This is a genomic window from Clostridium sp. Ade.TY (assembly GCF_000498355.1).
GTDB lineage: Bacteria > Bacillota > Clostridia > Clostridiales > Clostridiaceae > Clostridium.
This window is the reverse complement of record NZ_AVSV01000029.1, coordinates 226199-245097: the sequence shown is the minus strand read 5'-3', so window position 1 is coordinate 245097 and position 18899 is coordinate 226199. Positions and strand designations below refer to the sequence as shown.

Sequence of the window (18899 nt, the reverse complement as noted above, 5' to 3'; positions counted from 1 at the left end):
TAAATTTTATTTATAAAAAACCTTGGTATTTTACCTATCAAGGTTTTTTTATATTTAAGTTTAAGAATAAAAAGTTTTATCAAAAACTTTTAGGTTAAAATAATATAAATTTTAATACTTAATAAGAATAAAATAAGTTTATATAAATAAGGTCTTCAAAGTGTATGAAGACTTTATTTTTTAACATATTTACAAACTCATTGGAAAAAGATAAGTATATAATGATATAATATTTAGTAACTTATAAAATGATAGGAAAATATTAATATAGTGTATACTATATAGAGTGATTTTTTGTATGAATTAATAATTTTTTATTGATTTTTTATAGAATAAGTTAATAAAATGCATTATTTATAGATAAATATAGATATATAGAAAGGTGATTTTAAGACATGGCTTTATATGCTATATCAGATTTACATTTGGCGTTAAGTGGTGATAAACCAATGGATATTTTTGGAGAACATTGGAAGGATCACCATGAAAAAATAAGAGAAAATTGGTTATCAAAAATAAAAGAAGAAGATACTGTTTTAATTGCTGGAGATATATCTTGGGCAATGAAATCAGATGAAAGTGAAGAAGACCTTCATTGGATAAACAAGCTTCCAGGAAGAAAAATTATATCAAAAGGTAATCATGACTATTGGTGGGGAAGTATTAGCAAACTAAATAAAATGTTTGAGAACACTAAATTTTTGCAAAATAATTTTTATGAGTATGGAGATTATGCAATTTGTGGTACAAGAGGATGGATATGTCCAGGTACTGAAAGATTTACAGCTCATGATGAAAAAATATATGCAAGAGAAGGAATAAGACTTAAACTTTCACTTGATGAAGCAAAGAAAAAAGGTTTTAATAAATTTATTGTTATGCTTCATTATCCTCCAACAAATGAAAAGTTTGAATCATCACAATTTACTGAAATATGTAAAGAGTATGGTGTTGAGAAGGTTATATATGGACATCTTCATGGAAAATGTTTAAATAGAGTACTAGAAGGTGAATTTGATGGGGTAGAATATATAATGACAGCAGCTGACTTTATATGTTTTAATCCTAAGTTTATAAAGGAATAGTTTATATTTTAAGTGAATTTTCATTGTAATATAGTTTTTAATTATTTAAATTCTAATATTTGATAAATTAGTAATACAGTTTTATATAAAATTTTATAATAGTTTAAAACGTAACTACAGAATAAAAATATTAATGAATATATTATATTGATAAAGAGCTAAAATTTTATTTTTAGCTCTTTATTATGCTAAAAATAAAATAAGTAATTTATACTGTTTAATAGTTTTAATCAGTTAACATAATTTTAATTATAAATGGTATATCACATAAAGTTTAGTTTTTGGTATAATATAGTGTAGTAATAAGGAATAGGTGGGTTATTTTAATGGCTATTAATGATTGGAAGAGTTTTTTAGTGCCTTATGATCAGGCAGTAGATGAACTAAAAGTTAAACTAAAAAGTATAAGAAAAGAATACAGAAAGAAAAAAGAATATTCTCCAATTGAATTTGTAACTGGAAGAGTTAAAGAAGTTGCAAGTATATTAGAAAAAGCCAATAAATTTGGGATTCCTGTTGATAGAATAAGATATGAAATGGAAGACATAGCAGGGATAAGAGTTATGTGCCAATTTGTTGATGATATAGACAGGGTTGTTGAGCTTTTAAGGGGAAGACGTGATATGCAAGTCCTTTATGAGAAGGATTATGTAAGAGGTGTAAAATCAAGTGGATATAGAAGCTACCATATGATAATTAAGTATACAGTAAATATGGCAGAGGGGCCAGTTGATATATTAGCTGAATTTCAAATAAGAACTCTTGCTATGAATTTCTGGGCAACTATAGAGCATTCATTAAACTATAAGTATAAGCAGCAAATTCCTGTTGAACTTAAGAAAAAACTTAAAAGTGCTGCAGATGCTGCATTTAAACTTGATGAAGAAATGCTTGAGATAAAAGATGAAATTAAAGATGCTCAAAAGTTATTTGAAGTTAAATCAGGAATAATCTCAGATATAATGAATAGTATATTAGTTCTTATATCTTTAGGAAAAATACCTGAGGCAAGCAGATATGAGAAATCATTAAATAAATTAATAGAAGACGGAGATGTTTGGGAACTTAATAATCTTCTATATTTAATAAAAAAAGAAATAGATAAATACAAAGATTAATATTTAAAAATAGTCTAGATACTTTTTAAAAAGGTATCTAGTTTTTTTATTATTTAAAAAGGAAAATTAATAAAATTTGATAAGTATTTACATATTAATATAAAATTATAATAAGTATAAAATTATATTTTAAATTAATAGATTTTTTTAAAAAGATAATGTTGAGTATAATGGTAAGAAATGATATAATTTATAAATAATAATTATTAATAAATAATTAATTTGAATAATTGTTTTTTAGATGAGTTTTGATTTTTAATTAGTTTAAAATAAATTTATTTTAAGTGTATTTTTAAATTTATAATATTTAGATTAAATAATTTATCTTTAGAAAATAGTATATATTATAAATTAATTTAAAATAAACATTAGATTTTTAAGTTGTTATAGAGATACGTATTAGTGATTAAGAGGTGTTATAGTGAAAGACGTTGATTTAAATGAAAAAGAATTAATAAAAATGATTGAACAAAATCCTATGAGAATTGCTGAAATAGAAAATCCTACAGAAGATATGAAAAAGGTAGCTCTTAGAGGAAATGGTATGATGATTAAATTTATAGAAAATCCAGAAGTTGAGCTTCAAAGACTTGCTGTAAAAAGTGATCCGCTAGCAATAGAGTATATTGATAACTTAGATGAAGAAGTTGCAATTTCATCTGTAAGGGCTTTATGGAATTCTTTAAAATATATAAAAAATCCAAATGAAAAAATTATAAAGGAAGCTGTTAAATCAAAAGGATGGGCAATTCAATATGTAGAAAATCCTTCAGAAGAACTTAAATTGTTGGCTGTAAATAAAGATTATGATGCAATAAAGTATATTGAAAATCCTTCAGAAGAAGTACAAGAAGCAGCTGTATTAAACTATTGGGGAGCTATAAGATTTATAGAAAAGCCAACCCTTAAAGTAAAGAGACTTTCTGTAATTAAAGATGAGGAAGCTATTAATTATATAGCAGGATATTCTTATGATGAGATGAAGCTTTTTATAGAAGATAATATAAATGTTGTTAAGTATCTTTATGAAAGTATAGATCCAGAACTTGTTGTTGATGTATTAATTGAAAAGTTAGATAAAGGTGAAATGACAAGAGAGTATATGAAAAACTTTTTGGATTTAGAAATATTAGAAATGGATAAAGTTTCTTTTATAAGGAAATATGGTGATAAAGAAACAAAAAAACTTTTAGTGGATTGTAAGCTTTAGGGAGGTAGACAAAATGAGATATTCAGATGTTTTAAGTGCAGCAGAGTTAGTTATGGCTTCAAATGATGTACCACTTATTATTGGAGAAAGTGGTATAGGAAAAACTGCACTTGCAAGAGAAATAGCAAAGAAAAATAATTATTTTCTTGTTACAATAGATGCAAATCTTTTAAAGGAAGGGGAAATAGGTGGACTTCCAACAGTGGTAAGAGGAAGAACTGTTTATGCAACACATGATAAACTTTCTAAAATTTCAGACCTTATAGAAAATGGACGAAATGTATTGTTATTTATTGACGAGCTTAATAGATGTGAGCATGCTGTTCAACAGGAGCTTATGAATTTAATTTTGAATAGAGAAATAAATGGATATAGCCTTAATAGTGAAGTTAAAATACTTGCAGCTATGAATCCATCAAATAAATATGATAATTATAGAGATAGTGAATATGCAGTTGTTGATATGGATCCAGCACAAGAAGATAGATTTGTTTGGCTTGATATGGAAGTAGATGTTAAAGAATGGATTAAGTGGGCAATGAGCAAAGAGGGGAATATTGATGAAGATGTTATTGAATTTATAAGTACATTTCCAGAATATTTAAATACTCCAAATTCAAATGAAAGTATTAAAGCTACCCCTAGAAGTTATGAAAGAGTATCTAAAGCTTATAAAGTTTATAAAAATAATAAAGAAAGATATTCATTTGATGTATTTTTAAGTACAGTTAAAGGAAATTTAGGAGTTAATATATCAACTGATTTTGCAAGTTTTATAAATAATAAAAAGAAACCTATGATTAAGCCAGAAGAAATTTTTAGGTTTGATATATTACCTGAAAATATTAAAGAGAGATTATATAGCGAAAATAGTTCAAGACTTTATATATTAGCTAAGAGTAGCTTGTTATATTTAGAAGCTTTAAATTCATTTAACAGTGAACTTTCTATATTTGGAGAAGTTTTAAAATGTTATCCAAGAGATTTAAGACTTGGAATAATGAAGGAAGTTAAGCAGGAAGGAAATAAAAAAGTCTATGAAGCTCTTCTTGATACAGATGAGTTTTTAGATGCATTTTTTGATATTTATGTTTAAGTTTATTTTGTTATTAATTAAATTCTAAATTTTTATTTAAATGACTTTTTAGAAGTATAAATTTTTAATATAACACCATAAACTTAAGTAGGAGGAAAGGTATGGATACAAGTTTTGATGATAAAAGAAATTTGCTTTTAAAAGAGGCTCTTGAATTTCAAAATATAAATGATGTTTCAAGTAAATTTAAAAGAGAATTTTTTGGCTTGATAGAAAAAATAGTAATAAATGAAATTGAAGAGGAAGATAGTTTTTTTGGTAATTTTATGCTTAAAGTTGATAGAGATATAAAACTTGATATATCTTGGCCGCTTGCAACAACTCCTACTTTAAATGGATTTAAAATGTTTTTTAATCCAATATTATTTTTAAATAATACAAAAAGAGAAATGGGGGCCCTTTTTAAACATGAAATATATCATATAATGTTTAATCATTATGAAAGAGAAAAGGAACTTAAAAATACTTATAGTAAAGAAGCTGTAAGTGTTGCTATGGATATATCAGTAAATCAGTTTATAAAACATCTTCCAATGGATTGTAAGAGGCTTCAAGCTGTATCTATGGAATATAATATTGAACTTAAAGAAGATAAGTCTATTGAATATTATACAAAAGAAATAGATAAGGCTATTAAAAAGAGAATATCAAAAAATAAATCAAAAAAAGATAGTGATAAAGTAAAAAGAGAATATGACAGTGAAACAGCTCATGATATTTGGGAAAATATTGAGATAGATAATGAAAGAGTAAAAGAACTTACAAAAAAGACTGCTATAAGTTCAGCAAAAGGAGATACTCCAAAAAGTATATTAGATATTATTAAAGGATATAAAGAAAAAGAAGAAATTGATTGGAAAAATACTTTAAAAAGACTTCTTCCAATTGTAAAGAGTGGATATAAAAAAACTACTGTTAGGAGAGATAGAAGACAACCTAATAGAGTAGACCTTAGAGGAGTTTTACGTGATTCCATTCCGGAAGTTATTGTTGCAATAGATATAAGTGCTAGTATGAGTGATGAGGAAGTACATAAAATAATGATTGAAATACTTTCTATAACAAGAAGTAGAGTAAATAAAATAAAAGTTATAGAATGTGATGATGAAATAAGAAGGGTATATGATATAAAAACACCAAGAGATATTAAAGATAGAAGTAAGAAAAATGGTGCAACTAAATTTTCTAAGGTGTTTGAATATATTAAAGATAATAGGCTTCAAGATAGAATTTTAATTTATTTTACTGACGGAGAAGGAGAAGAAGAGCTTACTATAAAACCAAATATAAAAAATGTTATATGGGTAATAACAGGAGATTGTAACCTTTCACTTAAAAAACCTTTTGGAACAATAAAGCATATAAATAAAACTATAAAGAAATCTGAAAGTGGGGATGCTGCTCTTCAAATGATTAGAGGAGTAATACATGATTGGGCAAGGTAGTTTTTATATATAAAAAATTGTAATAAAAATAAATAAATGTTTAAAATTGTTAAGTTAATAGAAAAAATATGTCCTTTATGTTAATATATAAATTATAAGGGGTGTTAATATGCATAAATTAAAAAAACATAATAAGTATTTAACGTTACTTGTATTAATAATTTTTGTAAGTTTTATATTTAATATAATAATGTATTTAAATAATAGTAGATATGAACATAGAGTAGGTATTAATTCATACAAAAATATTGAAAGTATAAAAATTAGTAATGATAAAATATATGATATATTAAACAAATCAATTGAAATAAAAAAGATTAGTAATGAAGAGGTATTAACTTTATATAAAAATTATGGTGATATTTCCGAATGCTTAATTGAACTTTGGGATGATTATAATTATTATAATTCAAATTACTCAAATTTATTTTTTAAGAAAAAAATAGATACAAGTTCAATATTACAAAATGAAGTTTATTCAAGAATAGAAAATTATTTAGAAAACAGTTTAAATAATATAATGAATACTGAAGCTAATGAATTAAGTCTTTCAGGAAAAGATTTGCAAGATTTTAAAGTTATGAAAAATTTATCAGAGAAAACTAAGAATTTTTATAAAGAGTTTAATGATAAAAAATTAAGTGGTTTAGAAGGTAAAGACAAGGAAGGAAAAGCTGTAAAAAATAAATATTGGATTGATATGTTAAATAAAATTAATCAAATAAATGAAGCTTATACAGATTATGACTTTACTAAGGATGTTGCTATTACAAAAATAATAAAATAATAACTTAATTTTAAATAGTAAGTTTAGTTTTGAATATTTTTAAATTTAAAATAAAAAGGATGTCTTAAATTATTTAAGACATCCTTTTTTGATGGATTAGTGACATCCACCACCACATGAACCACAACCACCTTCTGGAGCGATTACTGGTTTTAAGCTTAATCCGTTTCCGTTGTTTTCTTCTGATGAAAGTAATATAAATCCACCAAATTCATCTATTAATGATTTTTCCATAATGAAGTTTACTTCATTTATTGTTTCAACAACATCATTATCATTAGCTTCCTCAACAGTGATATTGAATACTGGACCACTACAAGCCATTCCTGCTAAGTTTATTCTTATATTATAACTTTCAACTTTATTTTCATCTAAAAATTCTTTGAATTCATTGTAAGCTGCTTCGCTTATTGTTATGTTTTTCATTTATTTCACCTATCCTTATAATTAATTTTAGTTTTAAACTTATAATATATTATAACACAATTTAATTCAAAGTAAACCAGTCAGAATTAAAAAATTTATGTAAATTTTAAAAAATAAAGGTATACTAAGTTTTAAGGCGAATTTATTATTAAGTAAGGAAAGAGTAATAAATGTAGAAAGGATGGTTTTTAGTGAAACCATATGTAAAAAAATTTGTAGTAGAGAAAATTAAAGAATATAACAAAGTATTAAAAGAAGGGCAAATAAATGATCATAAGATAGTTAAGAGAAAGGGGCCTTTTGAAAATACAGAAGGATATCTTTATGATAATGAACAAGGTATAGAGTTAGATTTTTTTGAACTTATAGGCAGAGATAAGTATTGGATGAGATTGGATTTTAGGGAAGTTGAAAGTACTTATGGAATTATAAAAAATGCTTATGGAAGAGTTGGAGTTGTTGGACTTGGACTTGGATTTACTGTTCAAGAGATGGCAAAGAGAGATGAAGTTAAAGAGATAATAGTATATGAGTTTGAAAAAGATATTATAGATCTTTATAAAAATAATTTTGGAGAAAATGAAAAAATAAAAATAATCAACGAGGATGCTTTTAAAGCAAAAGGAGAAACATTTGATTATTTTTATGTTGATATATACGAATATAAATTAACAGATAAAGTTGTTTCAGATTATAAACATTTTATGAAAGCACATAAAATAACTGATTATGTATTTTGGGGAGTAGAACATTTTTTATTAAGTTGTAGATACGAAGAAATTGTATGGGTTTATATTCCGGAAATTTGGATGGATTTAAGTAAGCACATATTTGTTGCACTTCAAGAATCAGGATACTTAAAATGGTATAAACAATTAAATGGTAATGTTGTATCTAAAATTTTAGAGGATTTTAAAGAAGAACTTAATAAGTAAAAATGAATAAATTATCATAATAATTCTAAAACTATTAAAGTGTAATAAGGCTTAAGAAATAAAGCTAAGGAGGAATTATTATGAAGGTCACTAATTCAGAAGAACTAGCGAAAAGAATGGAACAGCTAAGATCTGCTCAAAAAAAGTTTCAAACATACACTCAAGAACAAGTAGATGATATTTTTAGAGCTGCAGCAATGGCTGCTAATAATGCTAGAATTGAACTTTCAAGAATAGCTGTTAAAGAGAGTGGGATGGGAATTGTAGAAGATAAAGTAATAAAAAATCATTTTGCAGCTGAATATATTTATAATCAATATAAAGATATGAAGACTTGTGGAATAATAGAGAGAGATAAAACTTTTGGAATTACAAAGGTTGCAGAACCAATTGGAGTAGTTGCAGCTATAGTTCCAACTACAAATCCAACATCAACTGCAATTTTTAAAGCTTTAATATCTTTAAAAACAAGGAATGCAATAATTATCTCACCTCACCCAAGGGCTAAAAATGCTACAATTAAAGCTGCTCAAATAATTTTAGATGCAGCAGTTAAAGCAGGGGCTCCAGAGGGCATAATTGGTTGGATTGATGAGCCGTCAGTAGAACTATCTCAAAAAGTTATGCAAGAAGCTGATATTATATTAGCAACTGGTGGACCTGCAATGGTTAAAGCAGCTTATTCATCAGGAAAACCAGCTATAGGTGTTGGTGCTGGAAATACTCCAGCAATTATTGATGAAACAGCACATATTAAAATGGCTGTTAACTCTATTTTACTTTCAAAAACATTTGATAATGGTGTTATATGTGCATCAGAACAAAGTATTATAGTTTTAGATGAAGTTTATGACGAAGTTAGAAGTGAGCTTATGGATAGAGGAGCTTATCTTTTAAATGATAGAGAATGTGATCAAGTAAGAAAAGTTATATTAAATGAAAAAGGTGGATTAAATGCAGCTATTGTTGGTCAATCAGCATATAAAATTGCTCAAATGGCTGGAGTTAAAGTTCCAAAAGATGCAAAAGTTTTAATTGGAGAAGTAAAATCAGTTGAACTTGAAGAACCATTTTCACATGAAAAACTATCACCAATACTTGGAATGTATAGAGCTAAAACTTTTGATGAAGCATTAAAGATGGGAGCAAGACTTATAGAACTTGGTGGCTTTGGTCATACATCAGTACTTTATACAGACCAAATTAAATCAAGAGATAGAATTGATAAATTTGGTGCAACAATGAAAACAGCAAGAACTTTAGTAAATATGCCTTCATCACAAGGAGCGATAGGTGATATATTTAACTTTAAATTAGCACCTTCTTTAACTCTTGGTTGTGGATCATGGGGAGGAAACTCAGTTTCAGAGAACGTAGGTCCTAAGCATTTATTAAACGTTAAGAGTGTGGCTGAGAGGAGAGAAAATATGCTTTGGTTTAGAGTTCCTGAAAAAACTTACTTTAAATATGGATGTCTTCCAATTGCTCTTAAAGAGCTATGTGAAATGGGCAAGAAAAAAGCATTCATCGTAACTGATAAAGTTTTATTTGATCTTGGATATACAGATGAAATTAGAGAGATATTAGAAGATTGTGATATTGAATTTAAAGTATTTACAGGTGTTGAACCAGATCCTACCCTTGGTGCTGCAAAAAATGGTGCTAAAGAAATGCTTTCATTTAATCCAGATGTAATAATTGCAGTTGGTGGCGGATCACCAATGGATGCAGCAAAAATAATGTGGGTTCTTTATGAACATCCAGATGTTAAATTTGATGAACTTGCTATGAGATTTATGGATATAAGAAAGAGAGTATTTAAGTTCCCAGAGCTTGGAAAGAAAGCTATGATGGTTTCAATTCCAACATCAGCAGGAACAGGATCAGAAGTTACTCCATTTGCTGTTATAACAGATGAAGAAACAGGTGTGAAATATCCACTTGCTGATTATGAATTAACTCCAAATATGGCTATTGTTGATGCAGCACTTATGATGAGTATGCCAAAAGGACTTACAGCAGCATCAGGAATTGATGTTTTAGTTCATGCTTTAGAAGCTTATGTTTCAGTATTAGCTTCTGAATATACAAATGGATTAGCGCTTGAATCAATAAGATTAGTATTTAAATATCTTCCAGTTTCATATTTAAATGGAGCAGAAAATGTAAAAGCAAGAGAAAAAATGGCTCATGCAGCATCAATGGCTGGTATGGCATTTGCTAATGCTTTCTTAGGAGTTTGTCACTCAATGGCTCATAAACTTGGAGCATTCCATCATATACCACATGGAATGGCAAATGCTTTATTAATAAAAGAAGTAATTAAATTTAATGCAGAAGATGCGCCAAGAAAACAAGCAGCATTCCCACAATATAAATATCCAAATGCTAAGTGGAGATATGCAAGAGTAGCAGCTTATCTTGGACTTCCAGGAAATAATGATGATGAAAAAGTTGATAGCTTATTAAAAGCTATTGATGATTTAAATAATACTGTTGGAATGCCAAAATCAATAAAAGAGGCTGGAGTTTCAGAAGATAAGTTCTATGCAACTTTAGATGAAATGGTTGAGCAGGCATTTGATGACCAATGTACTGGAGCAAATCCAAGATATCCTCTTATGAGTGAAATAAAACAAATGTACATAAATGCATATGAAGGAAAAAAAGATACAAAACCAGCAAAAAAAGATATGACAGAAGTTTAATTTAAAAATACATAAATAATTTAAAAAAAGAGATTACTAATTAATTTTAAGTAATCTCTTTTTTATTGTAATTAAATAGATGTTTTAAATGAAGTTTCATTTTTATATATAATGTATAAGGTATAGATTTCTTATTGGAGAAAGTAGAGTCTACTTTAAAGAAAGTGAAGAATATAAAGAAAAAATAAAGATGTATTTAATAAAGTTAAAATAGAACTTTAAAATATTCTATAAAGATATATAAATGATATATAATTTCTTCCTTTATGTAGTTTTTTATAATCTTTTTAGTAATTTGTTGATATAAAAATTAATATCATAAATATAAATATTTAAATAAATTTTAATAAAATATAGGCTCTAATTAAAGATTTGATATGTAAATACTAGATTATTGAAATATATACAATATACTTAATAAAAATAATGACGAAATCTTAAAAATAAATGCGAGAAACATATTGACAACCTTTTCAATAATAAATATAATAAACTCATAAGATAAGTAAATCGGTTTTCAAAAATCGGTTTACCAATAAGTAGTTTGTAGGAGGGTATTATGGAATATAGATATGCAAATCATCCAGAGGATTCAAAAAAATATACTACAGAGGAGTTAAGAAAACATTACTTAGTAGAAGAAATTTTCGTAGATGATGAAATAAAATTAACTTATAGCCATGTAGATAGAATTATATTTGGAGGTATTAAACCGGTTTTCAAAGAGCTTACATTAGAAGCTGGTAAAGGAATGGGAGTTGACTATTTCTTAGAAAGAAGAGAACTTGGACTAATAAATATAGGCGGACCTGCAATAGTAACAATTGATGGTGTTGAATACACATTAAATAGAAGAGATGGATTATATGTTGGAAAAGGAAATAAAGAAGTAAAATTCAAATCAGTTAATCCAGAAGATCCAGCAAAACTTTACTTAAACTCAGTACCAGCTCACAAAGAGTACAAAACAGTAAAAATAGAAATAGAAAAAGCAAATCCAGTTAAACTTGGAGATAGTAAAACACTTAATAAGAGAACAATATATCAATATGTTCATCCAAATGTATGTGAAAGCTGTCAATTATTAATGGGAATGACAGTACTTGAAGAAGGAAGTGCTTGGAACACAATGCCATGTCACACTCATGAAAGAAGAATGGAAGTTTACTTCTACTTTGATATGGAAGATGATACAAGAGTATTCCACTTCATGGGAGAACCAACAGAAACTAGACACTTAGTAGTAAAAGGTGAACAAGCTATAATATCACCAAGTTGGTCAATTCATTCAGGAGTTGGAACAAGTGATTATACATTCATATGGGGAATGTGTGGAGAAAACCAAACATTCACAGATATGGACGAAGTAAAAATGGACGTACTTAGATAGTAAGTAAACTTTAGGAGATATATATGATTAAAAGTATAAATGTAGAGAGAATTAAAAAAAGAGAAGAGTTTTTAAATACAAAACTTTTAACTAAAGAAGAGGTTAAAACTGCTATAGAAAACGTTATTAAACAAATTGATGCTAATATGAATTATTTTAAAGATAAGTTTCCATACTCAGCAACTAAAAATAACATATATCCAATAATTGAGAATATAGAATGGACAGATGGTTTCTGGACAGGATTATTATGGCTTGCTTATGAGTATACAGGAGATAATAAATATAGAGAGTTAGCAGAAAAAAATGTTTTATCATTTAAAAATAGGGTAGATAAAGATATAGAAATAGATCACCATGATTTAGGATTCCTTTATTCACTATCATGTGTTAGTGCATATAAATTAACAGGTTCAGAAGTTGCAAAAGAAGCATCAATAAAAGCTGCAAATAAATTAATTGGAAGATATCAAGAACCAGGTGGATTTATTCAAGCTTGGGGAGAACTTGGAAACAAAGATCATTATAGATTTATAATAGATTGTTTACTAAATATTCCATTATTATATTGGGCGACAGATGTAACTAAGGATAGTAAATATAGAAATATTGCAGAAACTCATTTTGAAACTTCATGTAACTATGTTATAAGAGATGATGCTTCAGCATTCCACACTTTCTATATGAATCCAGAAACTGGAGAACCAGTAAAAGGAGTAACTAGACAAGGTTATAATGATAGTTCAGCTTGGGCTAGAGGACAAGCTTGGGGTATATATGGAATACCACTAAATTATAGAAGTACAAAAAATACTCATGCATTTAATTTATACAAAGGAATGACAAACTATTTCTTAAATAGATTACCACAAGATAATATTTGTTACTGGGATTTAATTTTTGGTGATGGAGATGATCAATCAAGAGATTCATCAGCAGCAGCAATTGCAGTATGTGGTATGCATGAAATGAATAAATATCTTCCAGAAGTAGATGAAGATAAAGAAGTATATAAATATGCAATGCACAATATACTAAGAACTCTAATGGATAAATATACAAATAAAGAAGTTGGAGAAGGAAAACCGGTCTTATTACACGGAGTTTACTCATGGCATTCAGGTAAAGGTGTAGACGAAGGTAATATATGGGGAGACTATTATTACTTAGAAGCATTAATGAGATTTTATAAAGATTGGGAATTATATTGGTAAAAGGAGAGGTTAATATGAATACACCTAATATTGAAATGATGAGAGTTGACGAGAGATTAATCCACGGACAAGGTCAAATGTGGTTAAACGCTTTAGGAGTTAATACTGTAATAGTTGCAAACGATGAAGCTAGTCAAGATAAAATTCAACAAACACTAATGAAAACAGTTGTACCTAAATCAGTAGCTATGAGATTTTTCTCAATAGAGCATACATGTGAAATTATATTTAAAGCATCACCTAAACAAAAAATATTTATAGTATGTAAAACACCAAGTGATGCATTAAAATTAATTGCTGGAGGAGTTCCAGTTAAAGAAATAAACTTAGGAAACATACATAACGGAGAAGGAAAAGAGCAAGTAACTCGTTCTATATACTTAGGTAAAGAAGATAAAGCTGCAATTAAAGAATTATCAGAAAAATATGGAATTAAGTTTAATACAAAAACTACACCTTCAGGTAATGACGGAGCTGTTCAAGTTGATATAACAAAATATTTAGATTAATTTTTAAGTAAAAATCCTCCTAAAAGAGATTTTAGGAGGTTATATATAAATTAAATAGGAGGGTATATATAATGGAAATATCAATTATTCAATGTACGTTGATAGGATTATGGACAGCATTTTGTCTATCAGGTATGCTATTAGGTATTTATACAAATCGTTGTATCATTTTATCATTTGGAGTAGGTATTATTTTAGGTGACATACCAACTGGACTTGCAATGGGAGCTGTTGGTGAACTTGCATTTATGGGATTCGGAGTTGGAGCAGGTGGAACAGTGCCACCAAACCCAATGGGACCTGGAATTGTTGGTACAATTATGGCTATCACAATGAAAGGAGCTGGAATGGATACAGCAACTGCACTTGCATTATCATTCCCATTCGCAGTAGCATTCCAATTCTTAATTACAGCAACTTATACTTTTGCAACAGGATTAACTTCATATGCAAAAAAAGGATTAGATAAAAAGAAATTTGGTCAATTTAGAGTAGCTGCAAACGCAACAGTAGTAGTATTTGCAGTAGTTGGATTTATTATTGGATTCGCTGGAGCTTATAGCGCAGAAGGATTAAAGATGGTTATCGAGCTTATACCAGCATGGCTTATTACAGGATTATCAGTTGCAGGTAAAATGTTACCAGCAGTAGGTTTTGCAATGATTTTAACAGTTATGGCAAAGAAAGAACTTATACCATTTGTATTACTAGGATATATAGCAGTAGCTTACTTACAATTACCAGTAATGGGAGTTGCATTCGTTGGAACAATGTTTGCTTTAATGGAGTTCTATAGAACTAAAGGCAACGGAAACTCAAACGATGGAAATGATGATGAGGAGGTTGTGTTTGAAGATGGCATCTAAAGGGGTATTAAAAAAGAGTGATTATGTAAAAGTATCTTTAAGATCATACTTTTTACAAAACGGATTTAACTATGGTAACTATCAAGGACTTGGATATGCAAACGTTATGTATCCAGCCTTAAAGAAAATATATAAAAATAATGAGGATGGATTAAAAAATACATTAGATGAAAATATAGAATTCTTTAATTCAAATCCACACTTTTTACCATTCATCACAAGTTTACACTTAGTTATGCTTGAAGCAGGTACACCAAGTGATGAAATAAGAGGTATAAAAATGGCCTTAATGGGACCATTATCAGGTATAGGTGATTCATTATCACAATTCTGTTTAGCACCATTATTCTCAACAATTGCAGCATCACTTGCTCAAGATGGATTAGTTGCAGGACCAATACTATTCTTCTTAGCAATGAACGGAATACTATTAACTATTAAGTTGTTAACCGGTTTATGGGGATACAAATTAGGTACAAGCGTTATAGAAACATTAAGTGAAAAAATGGGAGAAATCTCAAAAATCGCTAGTATGATTGGTGTAACTGTTATCTCAGGACTTGCAGTTTCATTCGTAAAAATAGGTGTACCAATTAAGTATGCAGCAGCAATGCCAGATGGAAAAGAAAAAATAGTTGCTATTCAAGAAATGATAGACAAAATAGCACCAGCATTATTACCAGCATTATTTACAATGTTAGTATTCTACTTAATCAAGAAACGTAAATGGACAACTTACCACGTAGTAGCTTTAACAATAGTTATTGGTGTAGTTGGATCAGTACTTGGAATAATTGGATAAAAAATAAAAATAAAAATTAGGATAAAGTTTAGTGAGGTTATGTAAAATGAAGATTTTAATTGTAGGACACGGAGAATATGGATCAGGAATAAAATCAACTATAAAGTTATTAACTGGAGTTGATGAAGGAATTGATGCAATCAATTTAAATGAAGAATTAGCTCATGAAAGATTCACTGAAATAGTTAATTCATATGTTAAAGAGCATGAAAAGTTAATAATTTTTGCAGATATAACTGGAGGTGCACCTTTCCAAATAACATCAAGAGAAGTTCTTTTAAATGAAGGAAGCGAAGATCAATATGTTATTGGTGGAGTATCAGTTGGATGTATCCTTGATATTGTAATGAAAACATTAGTTATAGAATCAGATGAAGATATTAAAGCAGTAATAGACTCTTCATTAGAAGGCCTTAAAGACATGGCAACTGTTATGTGCAGAAAGGATATTGCTTAATTATTATGGATAAGGCAATTTGGATATTAATAATACTTCTTGGACTTTATCCTGTAGTAGTGCTTTTAATAAGCCCTATACTTAATAAAAAGAAAATGGCTAAAAATGAGGAAGAGAGAGAAAAGTCTCTCTCTTCTTTAAAAATAAATGATAAAGTTGTAACTATATCAGGCATTTATGGAAGAATAAAAGGAATGAATAAAAACATAATAAAGCTAGAAATAGCAAAAGATGTAATAATTGAAATTGATAAAGCAAGCATTATTGGATCTTTAAAAGAATAGTGGAGGGGAACATATATGAGTAATTTACAAGATTTTTCATTAGATTTTTTCAATTTAAATGGTAAGGTAGCAATAGTTACTGGAGGAAATACAGGACTAGGAATGGCTTATGCTGAAGCATTAGCAAAAGCAGGAGCAGACTTATTAGTAACTACATTTGATGATAATGTAGAAGAAGTAAAAGAATTAGTTGAAGCAGCAGGAAGAAAGATAATCTTCGTTAAAGGTGACTTAACTAAAAAGGATACTAGAGAAGAAGTTGTTAAAACTTGTTTAGATGTATATGGAAAAATTGATATATTAGTTAATAATGCAGGAACTATCAGAAGAGCACCACTTCTTGAGTACAAAGATGAAGATTTTGAAGCAGTTATGAATATTAACTTAAATGCTGTATATTATCTTTCAAGAAGAGTAGCTGAAGTAATGGTAGAACAAGCTCATGGAAAAATAATAAACATAGCTTCAATGTTATCATTCCAAGGCGGTAAGTTTGTACCACCATATACAGCTTCTAAACATGGAGTAGTTGGAATAACTCGTGCTTTTGCTAATGAATTAGCACCTCACAATGTACAAATTAATGCTATTGCACCTGGATATATTAAAACTGCAAACACTGCACCAATCAGAGCTGATGAAAAGAGAAATGCTGAAATATTAGGAAGAATTCCAGCTGAAAGATGGGGAGAAGTTTCAGACCTTATGGGAACTGTAGTATTCTTATCAAGTAAGGCATCAGACTACATAAATGGACACGTTATCGCAGTAGATGGCGGATGGCTTGTAAGATAGTATGATTAAAAAAATTAATAAATTAGCTACTATAGGAAAAGAAGCTTTTGTATTAGTTTTAAGAACTGATACAGCAAAAGAAGGAATTGAAGTAGCGAAAGCATCTATAGAAGGTGGATGCAAAATTATAGAAGTAACTTTTACTATAAAAGATGCTGATGAAGTACTAAAGGAATTAACAGCTAATAAAAGTGATGATGTTTTAATTGGAGCAGGTACAGTATTAGATGCTGAAACAGCAAGATTTGCAATATTAAAAGGTGCAGAGTTTATTGTAAGTCCTAGTTTTAATAAAGAAACAGCTATAATGTGTAATAGATATGGGGTTCCATATATACCAGGCTGTTTTACAATAAGAGAAATTGTTGAAGCTAGAGAATGTGGAGTAGATGTTATAAAATTATTCCCAGGATCAGCTTATAAACCTTCAATAATAAAAGATATTAAAGGCCCTATAAAAGATATAGGAGTAATGGTATCTGGTGGAGTATCTTACGATAATATTGGGGAATGGTTTAAAAATGGAGCTGAAATTGTTAGTATAGGTAGTGCTATAACAAAATTAAGTGATCCAGAAAAAGTTAAAAAAGAAACAGAGAAGTATATTAAATTAGTTAAAGATATAAGGAAGTGTGAGGTATAAAAAAATGGGAAAGGTTTTAGTGTTAGGAGAATTATTAATGAGATTAACGCCTCCAAACAACTTAAGATTAGATCAAACAAATAGTTTTGATATATGTTTTGGAGGAGCAGAAGCTAACGTAGCGGTAGGTCTTGAAAGCTTAGGAGTAAATACAAATATAATATCAGCAGTACCGAATAATACTATCGGAATCTCAGCCAAAGCCTTTCTTATGTCTCATGGGGTTAATTGTGATAATATTATATTCAAGGGGGATAGACTTGGAATATATTACTACGAAGAAGGGTATGGAGCAAGAAGTGCCAATGTAATATATGATAGGGCTAATTCATCAATTACTGAACTTGAGGTTGAAGATTTAGATTTTGAAAAAATATTTGAAGATGTAGAATTATTACATGTTTCAGGAATAACTTTTGGGCTTGGTGAAAAGACAAGAGTTTTAGGAAAAGCAGTTGTTGATGAAGCAAAAAAAAGAGGAATAAAAATAAGTGTAGATTTAAATTATAGAGCAAAATTATTTAAAGATTATAAAGAATTTTTAGATATATTAACTCCAATAGTTAAAGATAGTTACTTATGTTTTGGATGGCTTACAAAAAATCCAAATGAATTTAAATTTTTAGATCCTGCAAAAGAAAAAATTACGGATGAAATTTTAAAAGATAAGTTTAGCTATATGATTAACGAATTAGGAGTAAAAAATTTAGCAACTACACTAAGAATAGCTGACACATCAAATATGCATTCATTAACAGGCGTTTTATATTCAGATGGAGTAATTTATAAATCTCCTAAATATGAATTCCAAATGCTTTCAAGAATTGGTGGTGGAGATGCGTTTGCATCAGGTGTTATTGCAAAAATGCTAGAAAAAGGCATCAAGGATAAATGTGATATTGTTGAATTTGGAGTTGCAGCTGCCGTTTTAAAGCATGCACAAATTGGTGATGTTAGTTTAGCTAGAGAAGAAGAAATACTGAATTTAATTAACAATAAAACATTGGGAAGTGTAAATAGATAAATTTAAAAGCTGTAAGCAAAATATATATTTGTTTACAGCTTTTATTATAGGAATGCTTTAAATAGGGGTTGATTTTTTAAAATAAAATTATTAAAAATTTTATTG

19 protein-coding genes are annotated in these 18899 nt (G+C 28.2%); 18 read left to right on the top strand and 1 reads right to left on the bottom strand.

Features of this window, described 5'->3' with window-relative positions; genetic code table 11:
- Positions 1-395: 395 nt before the first annotated feature.
- The 6 genes from O212_RS0112770 to O212_RS0112745 all read left to right on the top strand — a co-directional run bounded on the left by O212_RS0112770 (position 396) and on the right by O212_RS0112745 (position 6741).
- Positions 396-1085 (top strand): metallophosphoesterase, encoded by a 690-nt coding sequence (locus O212_RS0112770; protein ID WP_024615491.1) that lies wholly within the window; start codon positions 396-398, stop codon positions 1083-1085.
- A gap of 326 nt (positions 1086-1411) precedes the next feature.
- Complete coding sequence (locus tag O212_RS0112765) at positions 1412-2203, top strand: GTP pyrophosphokinase family protein (protein ID WP_024615490.1); 792 nt, start codon at positions 1412-1414, stop codon at positions 2201-2203.
- A 460-nt stretch (positions 2204-2663) separates the two neighbouring features.
- On the top strand, positions 2664-3413 hold the full coding sequence (locus tag O212_RS0112760) for a hypothetical protein (RefSeq protein ID WP_029699378.1): 750 nt from the start codon (positions 2664-2666) through the stop codon (positions 3411-3413).
- A gap of 13 nt (positions 3414-3426) precedes the next feature.
- Positions 3427-4509: an AAA family ATPase gene (locus tag O212_RS0112755; RefSeq protein WP_024615488.1), complete on the top strand. Its 1083-nt coding sequence runs from the start codon at positions 3427-3429 to the stop codon at positions 4507-4509.
- Positions 4510-4610: 101 nt separating this feature from the next.
- Positions 4611-5954, top strand: coding sequence for a VWA-like domain-containing protein (locus O212_RS0112750; protein WP_024615487.1), 1344 nt, complete (start codon positions 4611-4613; stop codon positions 5952-5954).
- A 109-nt stretch (positions 5955-6063) separates the two neighbouring features.
- The gene (locus tag O212_RS0112745) at positions 6064-6741 is read left to right on the top strand and encodes a hypothetical protein (protein ID WP_024615486.1); all 678 of its coding nucleotides are present in this window, start codon (positions 6064-6066) and stop codon (positions 6739-6741) included.
- A gap of 96 nt (positions 6742-6837) precedes the next feature.
- Here the strand turns inward: O212_RS0112745 and O212_RS0112740 are convergent, their stop codons facing one another.
- Positions 6838-7167, bottom strand: coding sequence for a HesB-like protein (locus O212_RS0112740; RefSeq protein WP_024615485.1), 330 nt, complete (start codon positions 7165-7167; stop codon positions 6838-6840).
- Positions 7168-7358: 191 nt separating this feature from the next.
- Between O212_RS0112740 and O212_RS0112735 the strand changes: the two genes are divergently transcribed.
- The 12 genes from O212_RS0112735 (at position 7359) to O212_RS0112680 (ending at position 18794) form a co-directional block, all read left to right on the top strand.
- A complete protein-coding gene (locus O212_RS0112735; protein WP_024615484.1) occupies positions 7359-8102 on the top strand; it encodes a hypothetical protein in 744 nt (247 codons plus the stop codon).
- An 80-nt stretch (positions 8103-8182) separates the two neighbouring features.
- Complete coding sequence (gene adhE, locus O212_RS0112730; RefSeq protein WP_024615483.1) at positions 8183-10810, top strand: bifunctional acetaldehyde-CoA/alcohol dehydrogenase; 2628 nt, start codon at positions 8183-8185, stop codon at positions 10808-10810.
- Positions 10811-11369: 559 nt separating this feature from the next.
- Complete coding sequence (kduI, locus tag O212_RS0112725) at positions 11370-12200, top strand: 5-dehydro-4-deoxy-D-glucuronate isomerase (protein ID WP_024615482.1); 831 nt, start codon at positions 11370-11372, stop codon at positions 12198-12200.
- Positions 12201-12223: 23 nt separating this feature from the next.
- Positions 12224-13414, top strand: a complete 1191-nt coding sequence (locus O212_RS0112720) for a glycoside hydrolase family 88 protein (protein WP_024615481.1) — start codon at positions 12224-12226, stop codon at positions 13412-13414.
- A 14-nt stretch (positions 13415-13428) separates the two neighbouring features.
- Positions 13429-13923, top strand: a complete 495-nt coding sequence (locus tag O212_RS0112715) for a PTS sugar transporter subunit IIB (protein ID WP_024615480.1) — start codon at positions 13429-13431, stop codon at positions 13921-13923.
- Positions 13924-13994: 71 nt separating this feature from the next.
- The gene (locus O212_RS0112710; protein ID WP_024615479.1) at positions 13995-14789 is read left to right on the top strand and encodes a PTS mannose/fructose/sorbose/N-acetylgalactosamine transporter subunit IIC; all 795 of its coding nucleotides are present in this window, start codon (positions 13995-13997) and stop codon (positions 14787-14789) included.
- Positions 14779-15591 carry a PTS system mannose/fructose/sorbose family transporter subunit IID gene (locus O212_RS0112705; protein ID WP_024615478.1) on the top strand — a complete coding sequence of 271 codons (813 nt, stop codon included), beginning with the start codon at positions 14779-14781 and terminating at the stop codon, positions 15589-15591. The genes O212_RS0112710 and O212_RS0112705 overlap by 11 nt, the downstream gene beginning before the upstream one ends.
- 46 nt (positions 15592-15637) lie before the next feature.
- Positions 15638-16048, top strand: coding sequence for a PTS mannose transporter subunit IID (locus O212_RS0112700; protein WP_024615477.1), 411 nt, complete (start codon positions 15638-15640; stop codon positions 16046-16048).
- A 5-nt stretch (positions 16049-16053) separates the two neighbouring features.
- Positions 16054-16332, top strand: coding sequence for a preprotein translocase subunit YajC (locus O212_RS0112695; RefSeq protein WP_024615476.1), 279 nt, complete (start codon positions 16054-16056; stop codon positions 16330-16332).
- Between the two features lie 15 nt (positions 16333-16347).
- Complete coding sequence (gene kduD / locus O212_RS0112690) at positions 16348-17127, top strand: 2-dehydro-3-deoxy-D-gluconate 5-dehydrogenase KduD (RefSeq protein ID WP_024615475.1); 780 nt, start codon at positions 16348-16350, stop codon at positions 17125-17127.
- Between the two features lies 1 nt (position 17128).
- Positions 17129-17770 (top strand): bifunctional 2-keto-4-hydroxyglutarate aldolase/2-keto-3-deoxy-6-phosphogluconate aldolase, encoded by a 642-nt coding sequence (locus O212_RS0112685; RefSeq protein WP_024615474.1) that lies wholly within the window; start codon positions 17129-17131, stop codon positions 17768-17770.
- Positions 17771-17774: 4 nt separating this feature from the next.
- Entirely contained in the window at positions 17775-18794 is a 1020-nt protein-coding gene (locus O212_RS0112680; RefSeq protein WP_024615473.1) for a sugar kinase, read from the top strand.
- Positions 18795-18899: the final 105 nt, after the last annotated feature.

What these genes read in the sequence shown, in the direction of transcription:
- O212_RS0112745 (WP_024615486.1), top strand. Translation starts at nt 6,064, where the DNA reads ATGCATAAATTAAAAAAACATAATAAGTATTTAACGTTACTTGTATTA.
- O212_RS0112700 (WP_024615477.1), top strand. Translation starts at nt 15,638, where the DNA reads ATGAAGATTTTAATTGTAGGACACGGAGAATATGGATCAGGAATAAAA.
- O212_RS0112750 (WP_024615487.1), top strand. Translation starts at nt 4,611, where the DNA reads ATGGATACAAGTTTTGATGATAAAAGAAATTTGCTTTTAAAAGAGGCT.
- O212_RS0112740 (WP_024615485.1), bottom strand. Translation starts at nt 7,167, where the DNA reads ATGAAAAACATAACAATAAGCGAAGCAGCTTACAATGAATTCAAAGAA.
- O212_RS0112705 (WP_024615478.1), top strand. Translation starts at nt 14,779, where the DNA reads ATGGCATCTAAAGGGGTATTAAAAAAGAGTGATTATGTAAAAGTATCT.
- O212_RS0112695 (WP_024615476.1), top strand. Translation starts at nt 16,054, where the DNA reads ATGGATAAGGCAATTTGGATATTAATAATACTTCTTGGACTTTATCCT.
- O212_RS0112680 (WP_024615473.1), top strand. Translation starts at nt 17,775, where the DNA reads ATGGGAAAGGTTTTAGTGTTAGGAGAATTATTAATGAGATTAACGCCT.
- kduD (WP_024615475.1), top strand. Translation starts at nt 16,348, where the DNA reads ATGAGTAATTTACAAGATTTTTCATTAGATTTTTTCAATTTAAATGGT.
- kduI (WP_024615482.1), top strand. Translation starts at nt 11,370, where the DNA reads ATGGAATATAGATATGCAAATCATCCAGAGGATTCAAAAAAATATACT.
- O212_RS0112755 (WP_024615488.1), top strand. Translation starts at nt 3,427, where the DNA reads ATGAGATATTCAGATGTTTTAAGTGCAGCAGAGTTAGTTATGGCTTCA.
- O212_RS0112765 (WP_024615490.1), top strand. Translation starts at nt 1,412, where the DNA reads ATGGCTATTAATGATTGGAAGAGTTTTTTAGTGCCTTATGATCAGGCA.
- O212_RS0112760 (WP_029699378.1), top strand. Translation starts at nt 2,664, where the DNA reads ATGATTGAACAAAATCCTATGAGAATTGCTGAAATAGAAAATCCTACA.
- O212_RS0112710 (WP_024615479.1), top strand. Translation starts at nt 13,995, where the DNA reads ATGGAAATATCAATTATTCAATGTACGTTGATAGGATTATGGACAGCA.
- O212_RS0112685 (WP_024615474.1), top strand. Translation starts at nt 17,129, where the DNA reads ATGATTAAAAAAATTAATAAATTAGCTACTATAGGAAAAGAAGCTTTT.
- O212_RS0112720 (WP_024615481.1), top strand. Translation starts at nt 12,224, where the DNA reads ATGATTAAAAGTATAAATGTAGAGAGAATTAAAAAAAGAGAAGAGTTT.
- O212_RS0112770 (WP_024615491.1), top strand. Translation starts at nt 396, where the DNA reads ATGGCTTTATATGCTATATCAGATTTACATTTGGCGTTAAGTGGTGAT.
- adhE (WP_024615483.1), top strand. Translation starts at nt 8,183, where the DNA reads ATGAAGGTCACTAATTCAGAAGAACTAGCGAAAAGAATGGAACAGCTA.
- O212_RS0112715 (WP_024615480.1), top strand. Translation starts at nt 13,429, where the DNA reads ATGAATACACCTAATATTGAAATGATGAGAGTTGACGAGAGATTAATC.